Consider the following 15,574-nt stretch of genomic DNA (forward strand, 5'->3'; position numbering starts at 1 on the left):
GTTATGTTTACCACAAACAGGGAAGGATGTTCCTTAGCGTCATAAAAGATTGTTATGACAACTCTATTCTAGCATATACTCTTTCAGATTATAACGATAATCAGCTCGTTTTTGAAAATTTAGACCTCGTCTTCAATGAAAATTGGGATGCCACACACATTTGTGTCTTGCATTCTGATCAAGGTTTTCAGTACACCAACCAACTTTATCTCAGAAAACTAGATCAGTATGGTGTTACGATTTCCCATTCTGGAAAAGGGAATTGTTATGACAATGCTTCTTGTGAAAATTTCTTTTCCCATCTCAAGAGTGAGTCCTTACGGCTCTTTCCTCCTAATAACAGAGATGAACTCATCCAACAAATTAAAGAATACATGGACTGGTATAACTATGATAGACCACAAGAAATATTAAAAGGTATGACCCCTATGGAATTCAGGGAGTCATACCTTACTAACTAATGTTCTTTTTTACACTGTCTATTTTAGACGGGGCTTGACAATTTGGTCTTCTTTTTGTTTTACCAGGATGGGTTTAAAAGATACAATTACAAAAAATGAAGAAATCTTGTAAAAGAGTTGACAATTTAAAAGAAAAGGCTTACAGTCATTGTGTTATCAAAACAGATGCAACTGTTGAAATAAGTTTTATTTTTTATAAGGAACCATATCTCTATTAAGGAAGTAGTGTTTGGTTCACATAAAAGTCTAACAAAGTAGGATGGCTGGCAGGAATAGTTTCAGTTAATATTGTCTATAACGATAATTTTAGTTAGGAGAAAGCAACAAGTTTTCTCCTTTTCTTTATAAAGTCACTTTTGGGGGATTATTTTATGACCTATTTTATAACGGAGTTCAAGCGAGCAGTGTTTTCAAAAAATACTGTCATAGCCTTTTGTCTCATTCTGAGCAGTTTAGTGATAGGGATGGTTAGTAGTTGGACCTCAATACAGGCATTTAAGGGGATTTTTTTTTCTTTATTCTTTTTCGCTCAGTCAAGGGGCAATCTTATCTGTTATCATTCTAATGATAGTTGCTCTGCCATTTTCGAATGCTTATCTTCAGGATAAGGAAAATAATATGATATATGGTATGTTGACGAGAACTACTCTAAAGAGGTATTACCTTACTAAATTCCTTGTTAATAGTTTGGTTTCTACCTTAGTTGGTATATTACCTTTAGCGCTATTTTTAACTGCTAATGAGGTATTATTTCCAGTTGAACAAGGCAGTTATTTTGGTGAAATCGGTGGCGCTTGGTCAGTTATTTTTAAGAAATCACCGTTGCTTTATTCAGTGATAACGATTATCAATAGTGGCTTTTTTGCTACTATCTATGCTAATCTAGGCTTGGTATCAACCTTTTTTATACGCCATAAACTTGTCTCCATTGTGATGCCGTTTATGATTTACATTTTGCCTTCTTTTGTATTTCCGTTTGTTGGATTAGATCAATTTGAACCCGTGACAACTTTTGATTTGACAGCCAACACATCGGCAACAGCAGTTCTTGTTTATAGTCAAATGGTAGTATTTTTCTTAGTGATAGCGGTGCTAGGATATGTCAGACTAAAGAAGGAAGTGATCACCTATGATTGAAACCATTTTTAAGTTTTTTGGAAGACGTATGAAAGAAAATGCTATCTGTATTTGTCGACTTGTGGCTTACTAATAGGGTTAAGTTATATCCAATTTAATAGCTTACCATTAGGGAAACATAGTTTTTGGATTTGGCAATTATACATTAGCAGTGACCTCTATATAGCTATTGTTGGTTTGCCTCTCATTTGTGTCATTGGATATCAGTTTTTATCGACAGTTTTTTTCTCAAATATGTTAACCTTATTACGTTTTAAAGATAAGACGAGATTATTTAAACAACGCATGTTGCTACAGTTGGTTTTTATAGGTGGCTTTATACTTCTAATCGGCTTACTTGGAAGTCTGATTTGTCTATTGTCCGCAACTTATCATCCTGTTTGGGAGTCAGATAATATCAATCAATACACTCATCTTTTTTTAACCGTTCCTGATTTAGAGATACCATTGATTAAGCAAGTGATATTGACAACGATAAATTTTTGGTTGTACTTATTATTGTTATTGAGTCTGCACCATTTTTTGAGATTGCTTTTCAAGGAAAAAATAGCTCTATTTTTGGTAATTGGATTTATTTTTTTACAATCATTTCTTTACAAAATGGCGAATCATTCTCCCTTGTTGGCATTATTTCCCGTTTATCACTATCAAGTGACTAATGTCACAGATGTTTTTGGAAATATCAGTTACTGGGTGATTAGCCATGTATTTTTGAATGAGGTGAAATAAGGTTTCATTACATTTCAGTACACGCTGAAAACCTTGATTTTATGCGATTTCTAATTTTTTTGAAATTCAGTAGATTGCAATAAAAATCAGTTGAAACTCTACCTTTTACTCTACCTTTTTTGGGATAGAATACATTGAACGGATAGTGCTAAAACCCTCATCAGCTTTTGCTGATGAGGGTTTTCTATATCATTTACTGTAGACGCATAAAGTTATTCTTACAAAATACCTACATGGAAGTCTCATGCTCTCAATATAATCAATCTGTATTAAACTCATGGCAGGTACTGGCAAAATTGTTTCTAAATCTAAATATTTTTTCAGTCTATCTATCTAGGCTGAAATACCTTTGTCTTTGCTCCTGCTCTTGTTCTGATTCCTTGCCCCCCAGTCCAGGGTTGTGTCGGACGGATTGGAACTCTTCATAGAGTTCTGGATCCTCTTCCCTAAAAATTCCGAATTTGAACGATTTCCAGGCAAAAATTGACTTCAAATACTCCTCAGCCTTGTCAAAAGCACGCTGTAATGTGTTTAGAGCCTTCGATAGAATCCCATTCTCGCGCTTTAGATTCTCGTTTTCTTTTTCTAGTTTTTTATACTTAACTGACCACAATTGATTCAAATCAGACAGTTTCTTTTCCGCTTCATAGGCTTTACGTTCAGCCCGAAAAGCTCGTTCATCCAACTCGTCAGTACGTTGTTTTGTCAGCTCATCTGCCTTTTCGAGAATCCTATCAACGTCCTTTTCAACCAATTTTCGCTTTGCTCTGTCGAAAACAGAGCCTTCATTTAGCTCTTGCTTGACAAGCTTTTTCTTTTCGTTCAGTTTCTTCAATTCATCATTCTTTTTGTCAGCTTCGTTGAAGATACGTCCCTTCAAATCTTTTAGTTCTGCGGTCTCACGTTTCAACACTTCAATGGTCTTGTTATAAGCTTTAGTCTTTGCGTTAGGCTTGTCAGCCCACACGCCAACATCAAAACCAAATTCCCGCTCCAAGTGCTCAGAAAGTTCTGGATGGAACTTCTTCAAATCATCGATCGAAAACATTTCCTTTGCTGAAAACTTGTGCTTCTCTTTCTTCTTGTCGAAAAAGACAGGAGTAACCTTAATATGCACGTGCGGAGTTGTTTCGTCATTGTGGACATATGCTCCAACCAAATTATCATACCCATACCTATCCCCCACAAACCTAACCGACGATTCAAAGAATCGTCTCTTGTCAGCCTCTGAAGCGTTTTTAAGGTTCTTTGGTAGTGTTATTATCCCAAGACCCTACCCAATTGACATCTGCTCGATTACGCACGTTTTTAGCGAGATATTTCATCGCGCGCTGCTTAATAAATTCATAATCAGAAAGACCATCGTTTCTTTCATGGAGATTGTAATTCAAATGCGTTCTAGAACTGTCGATACTGTCGTTCCCGAATCGAATATAATTGCCTTTCTCGTCTCTCGCTCGTTCATCATGTTTGAGAAGATGAGGCAATTTTTTGCTTGTGTATTTTCCTAAATGTGCCATGAAATCCCCTCCCGCTTAACAAATCCATTGCTGACCATAAACTGGAAGAGTATATAAGCCCATTCCAGAGAAAAACATGGTCTAGTATAGAACACCAAATATGCCATAGAAAACTCCTTTCTCTTAATTAGTCCATTTTTGGCAAATAATTGGGAGACTATATAAGTCCATTCAGAGGACGGAAACATGGTCTAGTATAGAACGCCACGTTCAATACCAGGGCCACACCCCCAATCGCTATTATTATGCCGGAAAAAGTTTTTGAAAAAAGATTGGTATAGCACGTTATACCAATCCAAAGGATTGAACGTGGGCTGTCTGCCGACTCCTAACGGAGAGCTCGCCCACTCCGTGGACGACTGGGGGCCTCCCCCACGAAAAAAGATCAGCCAAGCTGACCTTATTTTCTCCCCCTAGTCTCCTCTTCCACCCCCTCGAAAACATGCCAGCCTGACGGCTGACAAGTTCGGGGTGTCGTCTTCGACTGTCGCACGAACAACGTGCGATTGTCTGCGCTTCGCATTGCAGACAAAAAAAGCAGACTTTCGTCTGCTAAAAATTGAAGAAAAGTCCATTTTGGACAATTTTCTTCAATCTGGGAACACTTCGTACGAAGTGTTCCTTTTGTGTTCTCTAATAACAGTTCTTATCTGATTAGGTAGGATGGTTCATGAATCAGAAGTTCGGCTTGACAAGAGCAGGCGATTAGTAGGATTTTCCGACAAATCCTGCTAATAATTCAACCGTCGCTGGGTCATGATGGTCTGCAAATACAGTAGAGTCGGTGTTAATATCCTTGATAGCTTTCATATCTTCAGCTGTGAGTTCAAAGTCAAAGATGCCGAAGTTTTGGCGAACACGCTCTGGGTTAGCTGATTTAGAAAGGCTAACGATGCCACGTTGTAACTGCCAACGAAGCATGACTTGGGCAGTGGTTTTACCGTATTTGTCTGCGATGGCTGTTAAGACTGGGTGGTTAAAGACATCGAATTTTCCTTCTGCAAAAGCACCCCAGCTCTCAACTTGAATCCCTTTTGAGGCTTGATAGGCAACGGAAGCTTCTTTTTGGTGGAAGACATGGAGCTCGATTTGGTTGACGGCTGGAACGATGTTATTGAAAAGGGAAAGATTAGCAATTTGGTCGTCTTTGAAGTTGGACACGCCAATAGCTCTCACTTTTCCTTCCTTGTAAAGTTCTTCCAGCGCACGCCATGCCCCAAAAGTATCGCCAAGTGGCTGGTGGAGCAGATAGAGGTCAATGTAGTCCAAGTCCAATTTTTTCAAAGATTCTGCAAAGGCCTCCTTAATCCCCTCGTAGCTCATGTGCTGGATGAAGGCCTTGGTCGTGATGAACAGCTCCTCACGCGGAACACCTGCTGCCTTGATGGCCTTGCCGACCGCTTCTTCGTTGCCATAAGCCTCTGCCGTGTCAATCAAGCGGTAGCCCGTCTTGATGGCCGTTTCCACCACTTCTTGACAGACGGTTGGATCTGGGATTTGGAAAACGCCAAAGCCGACTGCTGGGATTTTCACACCGTTGTTAAGGGTAAATGTTGCTAGTGTCATATGAGTCTCTCCTCTATATTTTGATGATATTAGTTTACCCTGAAATTCTTGACTTGAAAATGACTTTATTTGTATAATAGTATGCAAAAAATGTATACTAGAAAGGAAAGGACATGATTGACCTTTACTTACTTGAAGAATTAGTAGCCTTTGCGAGATTCGGAACCTTAGCCGCCACAGCCCAGCATCTTAGGGTGACTCAGCCAACCGTCACTCGTGGCATGCAAAAGATCGAAGAGGAACTCGGTGTCAAAATTTTTGACCGCAAGCCCAATCGTATCACGTTGACAGAAACCGGAAAACTTGCTGTTCAAGAAGCCCAGAAACTTATAGATGCACAAGCCGCTTTTATTGAGACCATTCAAAATTTTGACCGCCATCATGCGGTTATCCGCATCGCCAGCGTAGCGCCTGGCCCCCTCTTTCTTACCCGCAAGCTCCATCAGCATTTTCAAATTGAGCAACTAGACCGCCTACTTGCCCTAGAGCATATTGAGCATGTTCTGACGACACGACAGGCTGACCTGGTCTTCTCCCACAAGCCTCTGGAGACACCCGAAATGACCTCTACCTACATCGGAACAGAGTATCTCTCAGTCAATGTCGATAATATGGTACTACCTGCGGGACAAACAAGCCTCACGTTCCAAGACATGAATCACATGAGCTTTATCGTTTTATCTGATATCGGAGTCTGGAAAGAGATTATCCATGAACAAATTCCTCAAGCCACCTTCCTCTACCAGACTGGTGATGAATCCTTTACGGTTATTTTAGAAAATTCCAATCTCCCCTATTTTGTGACCAACTTATCTGCAGCGGCTAATCACCATCAGTACCCAGATACACGAAGACGGAAGCTAGACATCACAGATGATACTGCCCAATTGGATTTTTTCGTCACTTATCGAAAGGAAGACGAAAATCGTCTCCATGCCATCATTTCAGCCTTGCAAAATGCATGGAGCTATGACGATTGATCGTTTTGTAAAGCTTTTTTATAATTATCTGCCTTATCAGCTAGGACTTGTAAGGCTTTTTGCAGCGCTTTGATTTGCTGTTGGACATTGAGTTGCTGCTGATGAATGAGCTCATAACGCTCAGTAATGGTGCTATCACCCATTTCATAGAGTTTAAAATAGCGTCTGATTTCTTTGATAGGCATGCCTGCGGTTTTGAAACAGCTGATATGAGTCAAGATATCAATATCCACATCTGAAAATTGGCGCAAGCCTGATTCTGTCCGTCGAACCAAAGGCAAAAGACCATGCTTATCGTAATAACGAATGGTTGAAATGGGAATATTGAGGCGCTTAGAAACCTCTCCAATACTGTAATAGGATGTCGTCATAACATTTTTTCTCCAAAATCGTATTTTTTGCTTGACCTAAACCTAAGTTTAGGTCGTATACTGCTATTATAACAAAAAAGAAATGGAGCATTCAAATGACAAACACCTATACATTTGATTTACATGACAACGTAACTCGCACCAGCGTTCGCTTTAAAAATCGCTACGGCATCGAGCTGGCGGGTGACCTTTACCAACCTAAAAATACCATTGGGAAATTAGCTGCCCTGCCTGTCTCAGGTGCCTTTGGAGCTGTCAAAGAGCAAACTTCAGGTTTTTACGCCAATGAATTGGCTAGCCGTGGCTTTGTGGCCCTTGCATTTGACAATGCTTTCACAGGCGAAAGCGGTGGAGAAGTGAGAAATGTGGCTTCACCAGATATTTTTACAGAAGATTATAGCGCTGCTGTTGATTTTCTAGGAAAGCTAGATAACGTAGATCGCAACCGTATCGGGGTTATGGCAATTTGCGGTTTAAGTGGTATGGCCATTACCGCTGCTATCAATGACAAGCGCATCAAAGCGGTAGCAACAGCCTCTATGTATGACATGTCTCGCAGTATTTCGAAAGGCTACGCTGACAACTACAGCTTGGCTGACCGCAATAAAATCCGTGACTACCTAGCTGCTCAACGCTGGGCAGATGTGGACGCAGGAAACTTTGCAACCGGCCCTCATGAGATTGCCTTTGATGAAAATGGCGACGTTCTGGTCACACAAGGTCTGCCTGATATCATTCCAGATTTCTTGAAGGATAATCCTGTTCTTACAGCTTTTCATCATTACTACAAAACAGAGCGTGGTTACCATGAACGTTCTGTCAACTCCACAGGGGCTTGGACAGCGACGACACCGCAAGCTTTCTTTAACTTTCCATTGGTAACTAACATCGAAGAGATGGATCGGCCAATGCTGTTGATTGCAGGGGAAAATGCCCACTCACGCTATTATTCTGAGGATGTCGCCAAAGCAGCTGGCGATATCGCAGAATTGGTTATCGTCCCCAATGCAGACCATGTTGACCTCTATGACAAGGTAGAAAAAATCCCGTTTGATCAGTTGGTCAGCTTCTTTAACCAAGCATTATCCTAAAAAGGGATTACAATGAAAACAATCCATTTTTCCTTACTCCTCCTCACCCTCTTTGGTTTAACAGCTTGTGGTAAACAGCCAAAACTAGCTACTGAAACGACTTCGCAATCCACCACGGCAACAACTATATCTGAGACTATTACCGACCAAAAGGAGACAGAGATGACCCTAACACTTAGCATCAATCACGAAACACTCCCTGTAACTTGGGAGAATAATCACACCGTTCAAAGTTTAAAAACAAAGCTCACTGACCAGTCGCTTACTGTTAATCTTTCTGCTTACGGCGGATTTGAACAAGTTGGTAGCCTTGGATTTACACTTCCAAGCCAAGACCAGCAACTACGGGCAACTTCTGGCGACATCATGATCTATAACAGCAATAACATCGTTCTGTTTTTTGGTAGTAATAGTTGGTCCTACACCAAGCTAGGGCATATCGACTTGTCCCAGTCAGAGCTAGATAAACTCCTTAACCAAGATAGTGTCAGCATCACCCTATCGCTTTCAGATGCAAAATAACTGATTGGTAGCCAGCACGTCAGTTTATACCTCAGACCCATTAGATTTTATCTGATGGGTTTTATTAGAGAAGTCATATGACTTTTTTGACATTCTTGTCAGCTCATTCACTAGCCTATTTTTAAAATATACCTTGTGATTTGCGACCGCTTAGATACCAAATTCATCTGATGCCATTCAAGAAACAAACCATGAAATACTCACCAGGAACATCAGATGGCGCCTCTATCCCAAACATCTGATCTGGAACGTGACCGAATTTTGAATAGTAAGTAGATTCTCCTAAAACAAAGGAATCCATCTCTTTTTTATAGTATACGCCCAACAATTTCTCTGTCAACTTCCACTACAAAAGATAAGTCGGAAATATCGGAAAATCTCCACCTTTTATGTCAAGGATTTTGAAGATGATATTTCTTGAAAATTATAACTCTCGTCAATCATCTAATTATCTCTATATAATAATATTTCAAAAATGCTGATTCGTTCTTTTCAGACTGGTGAGATAGTGACATTTTGCGCAGTTCGCAAAACATCGGTTCTTTAGAACCGACTGCCAAGAAAAAAGAAAGATTACCGCCGTCACTAAGTTATCAAAATAGGTGTCAAATAGGCAGAGAATGTTATTATTCCCTGCCCGTTTTTATTTTATGGACCTCTCTCTTTAGGAGGCTACTATTTAAAGGATAACTGGGTCTCCTTGCCACTCCATCATTAGAAATAGAGTTGGCTATTTTAGTTAGTCATATTTGGCAACAACAGGGACTTCTATACTATTTCAATTTTTTAACAATGTATTTTTCTTAATTGATAAATGCTAATATCATCTCATAAGCAGCCTGAGCTGCTCCTGTTTTATCGTATTTAAGGTTGGACAGGTAGCCATGGGCAGTTAAGCCGTAGGTTTCCTCGTCCGTGTGAAAGTAGGTATTGGTGACACCGAGCTGACTGAGCTTGTCACTAAAGGCTCTCATATCTTCTGGGAAACCATCAGCTGTGCCTGCCAGCATGATTGAAGGTGGGTAGTCAGTGGTCAGATAGGGGATGGGATTGTATGATTTGAGCAATTTTTTCTGTTGCCACAAGAGGTTATCATCCAGATAGTTTGATATCATCAGGTCCAGTGCCAGATTGCCGCTGGGGATTTGAAAGGGGGCATCATCAATGACCATGGCTTGGACTTGAGCGCTGGTAAGTTTTGGGTCTTGGGTCAAGGGATAGAGGGCTCGGTAGTCAGGATTTGACAGAATGGCGCCGTACTGGCCGACCATGATAGCGCCAGCCGATTGTCCAAAGAAAATCACCCGATCCATGTTTAGGCCTAGCTCTGTTTGATGGTCCACCAAATAGTTGACCGCCTCATTCATCTGAACAATGGGGTCTGGGAAATGGTGGTCAGGCACCAGCACATAGTTGACGTTGACCAAATTGTAGCCCTCCTGGACCAGCCGATCAAAGAGGTAGCTACTATCGTTGTTGGCAGCTAAGGGGTCGCCCATAGCCTTATCACCGCCAAAATAGCCACCGCCGTGAAAGTAGATAATGGTTGGTCTGTCCACTCTGATATCCTCAGACAGATAGGAAATGTCTAAAAACGAGTTGGGGTAGGTGTCGCCATAGTCGATATCATTGCGGTAATAAATCCCATTTTCCTTGACCTGTTGGGAAGTGGGATTGAGGGGGTCGGTTGGGTTAATGGGTTTGCCCTTGGGATACAAGGCTGACTGGATGACGCCTATAGCCAGTTGAGGTTTAAGGGCAATAGCTCCCGCTAGGAGGCTAAGCAGGCCGAATAGACTGGCTAGGGTAATCCCAACAATCTTCCAGAGTCGTTTTGATTTTTTCTTCTGTGTCATTAGGGATGCCCTTTCTACTTGTTCAATAACTCTAATCCATAGCTCTTCACGTCACCATTAACGGCATCGTCCATCCAGTCAGCAATGCTTTTGTCATTTGTCATGGGAGTGAAAAAGGTGGGGAAATTGATGGTTGTGTGTTGGGTAGCCGTTGTTTGGTCATCTTGACCGTGGTTCCAGACATAGATACCAACGCCGTCAATACGGCTTTGTAGGCTGTCAACCATGGCTTTCAGCTCGGCTTGAAATTGCTGGCTAGTCTCGGGTGTCGGGTCAGCCAGCTGTCCCTTGTCGATATAGTTCTGGTATTGTTGGAGAGTGCCGTCACGATAGGAGCTATCAAAGAGGATTTTGACGGTATCGCCTCGCTTATCATGGAGGGCGACCAGACTATCCAGGACCAGATTGTTAGAGTTCAGGCGGTCGCTGATGTGGTCAGGCGTTTGCCAAACCCTTTCGGCGATGCCCTTCCAGTCCTCATGCAACAAGAGGGAGCTATCAACTGCCACAGTGATGTTTTTTGCGGTTGGAAACTGGTCAATCACATCGTCAGCAAGGAGAGATGTGGCAAAACCACCAGCTGAAAATCCTGTGACCAGAAGGGTATCAGGATTGCCCATATAAGTTTTGGCTTCAGACAACAGAGCCATCAGGTTCTGGTAACCCTTGTGATGGAGGATTTTTTCTTGACCGTTTTTATCGGTGTAGGAAAATTCCCCTGTTCCAGCATGAAAATCACCGGTACTGTAAGGCAGGGCTAAGATGGTCCAATCCTTAAAAGGATTGTCTTCCTGGGAACTGCCAATTCCCCAGGTAGCGACAAAATCTTGTTGCTTGGTTGAGGTGGCGTAGAAGGCCTTACCAGCTGCAGCTGTTTCAGCGTTAATGCTGACCCCGCCACCAAAGAAATAGACCATGACCTTGTTTTTGTCCTTACCAATCCTCAGCAAACCATGGGCTGGTTGACCGGTCGAATCAACCACACCATCAGGACTGAGGCGGTACCATTTCCCCACATCAGGTCTTTCTTGTCTGAGTTCAGGTGCCGACAAGCCAAAGGTCTGTTTGTAGGCGGCAAAACCAATTAAAGCAAGGCTAGCTAGGATAACTGTAAAAACTTTAAAAAATTTTTTCTTGTAGAAGGGTTGTTTGGTCACGATGTTCTCCTCTTGTGGTATAATTTTAGAAACAAGTGTTTCTGTTTTGCTAGTATAGCAGATGACGGGCTAGAAAACTAGTGCTAGCTCTGCTATTGCTCCAAAAGGAAACAAAAGAAAGGAAGTGTTTCGCATAGATAAGGTTAAGCGGCAGGAATCGCTGTTTGTGGAGAGCGTGATTGGGGCGATGTGGGAGCTACTTGCGGTCAAGCCCTTTGAGAAGATTAGCGTGTCCGAACTGGTGGCATGGGCTGGTGTGGGGCGAGTGACCTTTTACCGTAATTTTACCAGTAAGGAGGAGGTGCTGGCCCGCTCCCTCCGTCATGAGATGCAGGCTTGGTTGGAGAGGTGGGAGATGGATTTGTCGGATTTGTCGGATGCTCATTTGATGCTGGTCCTGCGGCAGTTTTTCGATTTTTGGTATGGGCAGCAGGAGCCAACTCGCCTCCTCATGGCAAATCGCTTGGATTACTTGCTGGAAGAAGAATTAAATCGGTATTTTCAAGATCGGCTAGGGCATCTGACGGATGATTTTCACCTGCAATTTATTGTCGGTGGCTTTTTCAGGGTTCTACGGACTTGGGTGGCCAAAGGTTGTCAAGAGAGTCCTGATGAGATTATGGCTTTACTGAAAAAGGAATAAGTTTACAAACTCAAAAAGACGGGCGACCTTACCCGTCTTTTGTCTAGATCAATATGCAAATATATTCATGTACTTAAACACTGTTTATTCCATAAATAGAGTTCGTGGCTACCTTGATAGCTACCTCTTGCCAACTTTTGGTGATTTCCAAATTGACCAAATTTCTTCGAGTGATATTCAACTTTGGATAAATAATCAAGCTCAAAAAGCTAAAAAGTCTGTAGAATCTGGTGTAAGACGGTCAAAAAAAGGAGAAGCTAAAGACTTTGGTGCCATCGCTCATAAACTTAGTGATATTTTTGATTTTGGTATGACTAATTTTGGATTACAGCATAATCCAGCAAAAAACATACTATTCCACCCAAGCCAAAATCTAACAAGAAAAGGGTTATGGTGTTACAGGACGAAGAATTGAGTAAATAATCACTACCAAATACAAGAGCTAATCGAAGGTTTAACATCATTTGCGATACATTGTTAGCTTCAGCATTGCGCATTAATGAACTGCTTGCGTTAACCATTGATGATTTAGATTTTTCTACCAATGAAATCACTGTCTCAAAGACGTTAATGTGGAAAGCAGCTAACCGTAAATTCGGTACCAAGGGACAGGTAGTATGTAAAAATACACCCAAAACAGATTCGGGTAATCGCAGTGTTTCGGTTCCAGGTGAAATTCTTGAAGGGCTTCGCTCTTTCCACAATGAAATGAACGAATGCTTCGAAAAAAATGGGTTGCCACAAACCAAACTTATCTTTCCTACTATCTACGGCAATTATATGTGTGATAGAAATGAACGTGCGACATTAAAAAAGCGTCTAGCTTCCATGGGCTTGCCGGAGTACGGATTCCATCTGTTCCGTCACACACATGCTTCCCTCATGCTAAATGCTGGTTTGAATTGGAAAGAATTACAGGTTAGAATGGGCCACAAATCTATTTCAACAACTATGGATACCTATGCGGAACTTGCACCAAAAAAGAAAGCAGCAGCTGTCAATATTTTTCTTGACAAGATAGCTAGTCTATCCTAGTACATTCACTCTACCTTTTTAAATTTAAAGCTAAAAACCCTATTACAATAAGGCTTTAATAGGAAATACTAAACCTTTACTGAGGTTAATTATTTTCTAACTCTAAAAGGAGAGTATAAATAGGGAGGCTGCGATGTTAAAGGTTTTAATAAAAAGAAATGTGACTCAAAAGCAGGTTATTAAGGTGTTATTGTTTTTATCCTGCTTCATTTATCTGGAAAAGCTTTACTTGATGTTGATTTCCCAATGAGCGTACTGCATTATTATCACATCGAACATCGTAATTTTTACCTCATCGTGAAATATTTACTGCCTATCATAGTCTATCTGTATCTATTTGTAGGTCGTATTGACTTAGCCGAAGATGATATGTTGCTGGTAATCATTAGAACTCGTAAAAAATATGAACATCTAAAGGCTATTAGCCTCTACATTCTTCTGACAGGCACTACCTACTGGTTGTTTTATTTTTTATCTTTTATTGCTTAACGGGAATTGGTGATTTAATCATTGCTAGAGAAATATTAAGGATGCTCATTATCGTTTCTCAGATGAGTAGTATGTACTTTTATTTATCAAGGGGCATTAAACAGGCGCAAATAGCCGCATTGATTTCGTATGTTTTCTTAATGGTACTAAGTTTTCAGTCACATTATATAGCTGATATTATCACATTATCATCACTAGCAATTTTAATACTGATAATAAATGTCTCTCTTCTCATTAGGGATATTGCAAAAAAGGGGGTATTAACATTATGAAAATCATTGAAGTAAAGGATTTATCGTTTTCTTTTGGGAAGCACCACATTTTTAAGGAACTGAATTTGTCCTTGGACTCAGGAGAAATTGTCGGTATTATTGGTAAAAATGGTTCTGGTAAATCTGCTTTATTTAAATTAATTGCTGGCTTAATCAAGCTTAAGAAGGGAGAAGTCTGGGTAAACGGTGTAGAAATTGGCAACTCCACTAAATTTGCTGAAAACATCGGTGTTCTTAGTGAAGAGCCATCTTTTTTACCGGAGTTAACAGCCTTTGATAATTTGGCCTTATTATTGAGTATCAATCAAAAGGTTTCAAAGGAGGTTGTCGAAAAGGCTTTAGATGCTAAGGAAGATTTATTAAGATTAGCCGAAAAGCTAATTGAAGAAATTCCAGATTACTTGCTTGGGATAGCTGCTTTAATGACAGCAATCAACACAAGCAAACAAAAAAAGCGAAAACCAAAGCCTCGCAAGCATAAGTAATCGCTCTTAGGACACGAGGGGGTGCCACCCCTCGGCTTGTCCTTATTGTATCAAAAAGAAAGAGGTAACGCAATGTCTAAGGTAATTGCAATTATCCTAATCGCTATCAACTTGTATTTAATCAATAAGGAGAAATAATCATGGAAACAATCACTATCAAAAAGCACACCCCAGCGCTAAAAATTAATACGTTATTTAATACGTTGTTTTTAAATTGATTGGAATTGAATAGTATCTATAATTTCAAAACCCCCTTATTTCACAAGCAAAAACCAACTGAATATTATTGATTGGTAACCAAAAATAAAATGTGTTATAATGTAGGAAACATTACAGGATAAGAGGAGCTAGCGGTTTAAATTGTGCTAGGTGAATACATGTACGTAGAATTTGTAGATGAGACTGGTCAAGTCTCAGAGGACATCAAAAAACAAACCTTGGAGTTGCTAGATTTTGCGGCGGAAAAGTTGGGGAAGCAAAATAAGGAAATGGCAGTTACCTTTGTAACGAACGAACGTAGTCATGAGCTTAATTTAGAATTTCGTGATACAGATCGTCCAACAGATGTGATTAGTTTAGAATATAAGCCAGAAGTTCCTATTATGTTTGAAGAAGATTTGGCAGATAATCCTGAACTGGCTGAGATGATGGATGAATTTGATGCTTACATCGGAGAGCTTTTTATTTCGATTGATAAAGCAAGAGAACAAGCTGAGGAGTACGGTCACTCATATGAACGTGAGATGGGCTTTTTGGCGGTACACGGCTTCTTGCACATCAATGGCTATGATCACTACACGCCTGAGGAAGAGGCGGAAATGTTTGGCTTACAAGAGGAGATTCTGACGGCCTATGGACTTACGAGACACTAATTCACAAAAAAAGTGGAAAAACATGACTTTGGTTGCCAGCCTTGAATTTGCATTGACAGGTATCTTAACGGCTTTTAAAGAGGAACGAAATCTTCGGAAGCATGCTGTTTCAGCAATTTTGGTAACCATATCTGGATTGCTTTTTCAGATTTCAGCGATTGAATGGCTATTTTTATTACTAGCAATTTTTTTAGTGATTACATTTGAAATTGTCAATTCGGCGATTGAAAATGTTGTTGATTTGGCAAGTAATTACCATTTTTCAATGCTGGCTAAGAATGCTAAGGATATGGCAGCAGGAGCGGTTTTAGTTATTTCAGCCTATGCTATTTTAACTGGACTCATTATCTTTTTACCTAAAATCTGGACTGTTTTCTTTGGATAATTT

Annotated in this window: 18 protein-coding genes and 1 pseudogene; 12 read left to right on the top strand and 7 right to left on the bottom strand. The window is 40.5% G+C overall.

Annotation, left to right across the window (positions count from 1 at the left end; translation table 11 throughout):
• From GZ996_RS04065 to GZ996_RS04075, 3 genes are all read left to right on the top strand, one after another.
• A partial coding sequence (locus GZ996_RS04065) for an IS3 family transposase (RefSeq protein WP_238386387.1) occupies window positions 1–461 on the top strand: 461 nt, incomplete at its 5' end.
• A 564-nt stretch (window positions 462–1,025) separates the two neighbouring features.
• Window positions 1,026–1,598, top strand: a complete 573-nt coding sequence (locus GZ996_RS04070; RefSeq protein ID WP_238386388.1) for an ABC transporter permease — start codon at window positions 1,026–1,028, stop codon at window positions 1,596–1,598.
• A 234-nt stretch (window positions 1,599–1,832) separates the two neighbouring features.
• Window positions 1,833–2,327, top strand: a complete 495-nt coding sequence (locus GZ996_RS04075) for a hypothetical protein (protein WP_162011385.1) — start codon at window positions 1,833–1,835, stop codon at window positions 2,325–2,327.
• A 325-nt stretch (window positions 2,328–2,652) separates the two neighbouring features.
• Here GZ996_RS04075 and GZ996_RS04080 read toward each other — a convergent pair whose 3' ends face one another.
• The 3 genes from GZ996_RS04080 to GZ996_RS04090 form a co-directional block, all read right to left on the bottom strand.
• A complete protein-coding gene (locus GZ996_RS04080) occupies window positions 2,653–3,513 on the bottom strand; it encodes a plasmid recombination protein (protein ID WP_238386389.1) in 861 nt (286 codons plus the stop codon).
• A 52-nt stretch (window positions 3,514–3,565) separates the two neighbouring features.
• Entirely contained in the window at window positions 3,566–3,847 is a 282-nt protein-coding gene (locus GZ996_RS04085; protein WP_162011386.1) for a hypothetical protein, read from the bottom strand.
• A gap of 705 nt (window positions 3,848–4,552) precedes the next feature.
• Window positions 4,553–5,413, bottom strand: a complete 861-nt coding sequence (locus tag GZ996_RS04090; protein WP_162011387.1) for an aldo/keto reductase — start codon at window positions 5,411–5,413, stop codon at window positions 4,553–4,555.
• A gap of 113 nt (window positions 5,414–5,526) precedes the next feature.
• Here GZ996_RS04090 and GZ996_RS04095 point away from each other — a divergent pair, with 113 nt between their 5' ends.
• Window positions 5,527–6,393 carry a LysR family transcriptional regulator gene (locus GZ996_RS04095; RefSeq protein ID WP_162011388.1) on the top strand — a complete coding sequence of 289 codons (867 nt, stop codon included), beginning with the start codon at window positions 5,527–5,529 and terminating at the stop codon, window positions 6,391–6,393.
• Here GZ996_RS04095 and GZ996_RS04100 read toward each other — a convergent pair.
• Entirely contained in the window at window positions 6,381–6,764 is a 384-nt protein-coding gene (locus GZ996_RS04100; RefSeq protein WP_162011389.1) for a MerR family transcriptional regulator, read from the bottom strand. The genes GZ996_RS04095 and GZ996_RS04100 overlap by 13 nt on opposite strands.
• A gap of 95 nt (window positions 6,765–6,859) precedes the next feature.
• Here GZ996_RS04100 and GZ996_RS04105 point away from each other — a divergent pair, with 95 nt between their 5' ends.
• On the top strand, window positions 6,860–7,855 hold the full coding sequence (locus tag GZ996_RS04105) for an alpha/beta hydrolase (protein ID WP_162011390.1): 996 nt from the start codon (window positions 6,860–6,862) through the stop codon (window positions 7,853–7,855).
• A 12-nt stretch (window positions 7,856–7,867) separates the two neighbouring features.
• Window positions 7,868–8,377, top strand: coding sequence for a cyclophilin-like fold protein (locus GZ996_RS04110; protein WP_238386390.1), 510 nt, complete (start codon window positions 7,868–7,870; stop codon window positions 8,375–8,377).
• A gap of 163 nt (window positions 8,378–8,540) precedes the next feature.
• Here GZ996_RS04110 and GZ996_RS04115 read toward each other — a convergent pair whose 3' ends face one another.
• From GZ996_RS04115 to GZ996_RS04125, 3 genes are all read right to left on the bottom strand, one after another.
• Window positions 8,541–8,678: a hypothetical protein gene (locus tag GZ996_RS04115; RefSeq protein WP_162011391.1), complete on the bottom strand. Its 138-nt coding sequence runs from the start codon at window positions 8,676–8,678 to the stop codon at window positions 8,541–8,543.
• A 502-nt stretch (window positions 8,679–9,180) separates the two neighbouring features.
• Window positions 9,181–10,233, bottom strand: coding sequence for an alpha/beta hydrolase (locus GZ996_RS04120; RefSeq protein ID WP_162011392.1), 1,053 nt, complete (start codon window positions 10,231–10,233; stop codon window positions 9,181–9,183).
• A gap of 14 nt (window positions 10,234–10,247) precedes the next feature.
• Window positions 10,248–11,390 carry a pectin acetylesterase-family hydrolase gene (locus tag GZ996_RS04125; RefSeq protein ID WP_162011393.1) on the bottom strand — a complete coding sequence of 381 codons (1,143 nt, stop codon included), beginning with the start codon at window positions 11,388–11,390 and terminating at the stop codon, window positions 10,248–10,250.
• 133 nt (window positions 11,391–11,523) lie between these two features.
• On the opposite strand from GZ996_RS04125, the gene GZ996_RS12190 reads away from it, so the two are divergent.
• The 6 genes and pseudogenes from GZ996_RS12190 to dagK all read left to right on the top strand — a co-directional run bounded on the left by GZ996_RS12190 (window position 11,524) and on the right by dagK (window position 15,571).
• On the top strand, window positions 11,524–12,033 hold the full coding sequence (locus GZ996_RS12190; protein WP_162011430.1) for a TetR/AcrR family transcriptional regulator: 510 nt from the start codon (window positions 11,524–11,526) through the stop codon (window positions 12,031–12,033).
• Window positions 12,034–12,124: 91 nt separating this feature from the next.
• Window positions 12,125–13,068 (top strand): annotated as a pseudogene (locus GZ996_RS04135) (tyrosine-type recombinase/integrase); the annotation flags it as partial.
• 246 nt (window positions 13,069–13,314) lie between these two features.
• Window positions 13,315–13,557, top strand: coding sequence for a hypothetical protein (locus tag GZ996_RS04140; RefSeq protein WP_162011394.1), 243 nt, complete (start codon window positions 13,315–13,317; stop codon window positions 13,555–13,557).
• Window positions 13,558–13,825: 268 nt separating this feature from the next.
• Window positions 13,826–14,314 (top strand): ATP-binding cassette domain-containing protein, encoded by a 489-nt coding sequence (locus GZ996_RS04145; RefSeq protein WP_162011395.1) that lies wholly within the window; start codon window positions 13,826–13,828, stop codon window positions 14,312–14,314.
• 377 nt (window positions 14,315–14,691) lie between these two features.
• Window positions 14,692–15,186, top strand: coding sequence for an rRNA maturation RNase YbeY (ybeY, locus tag GZ996_RS04150; protein ID WP_161980033.1), 495 nt, complete (start codon window positions 14,692–14,694; stop codon window positions 15,184–15,186).
• Window positions 15,167–15,571 (top strand): diacylglycerol kinase, encoded by a 405-nt coding sequence (gene dagK / locus GZ996_RS04155; RefSeq protein WP_156805570.1) that lies wholly within the window; start codon window positions 15,167–15,169, stop codon window positions 15,569–15,571. Before ybeY ends, dagK begins: the two co-directional genes overlap by 20 nt.
• Window positions 15,572–15,574: the final 3 nt, after the last annotated feature.

The organism is Streptococcus sp. S784/96/1, from assembly GCF_902729355.1.
GTDB classification, from domain to species: domain Bacteria; phylum Bacillota; class Bacilli; order Lactobacillales; family Streptococcaceae; genus Streptococcus; species Streptococcus caledonicus.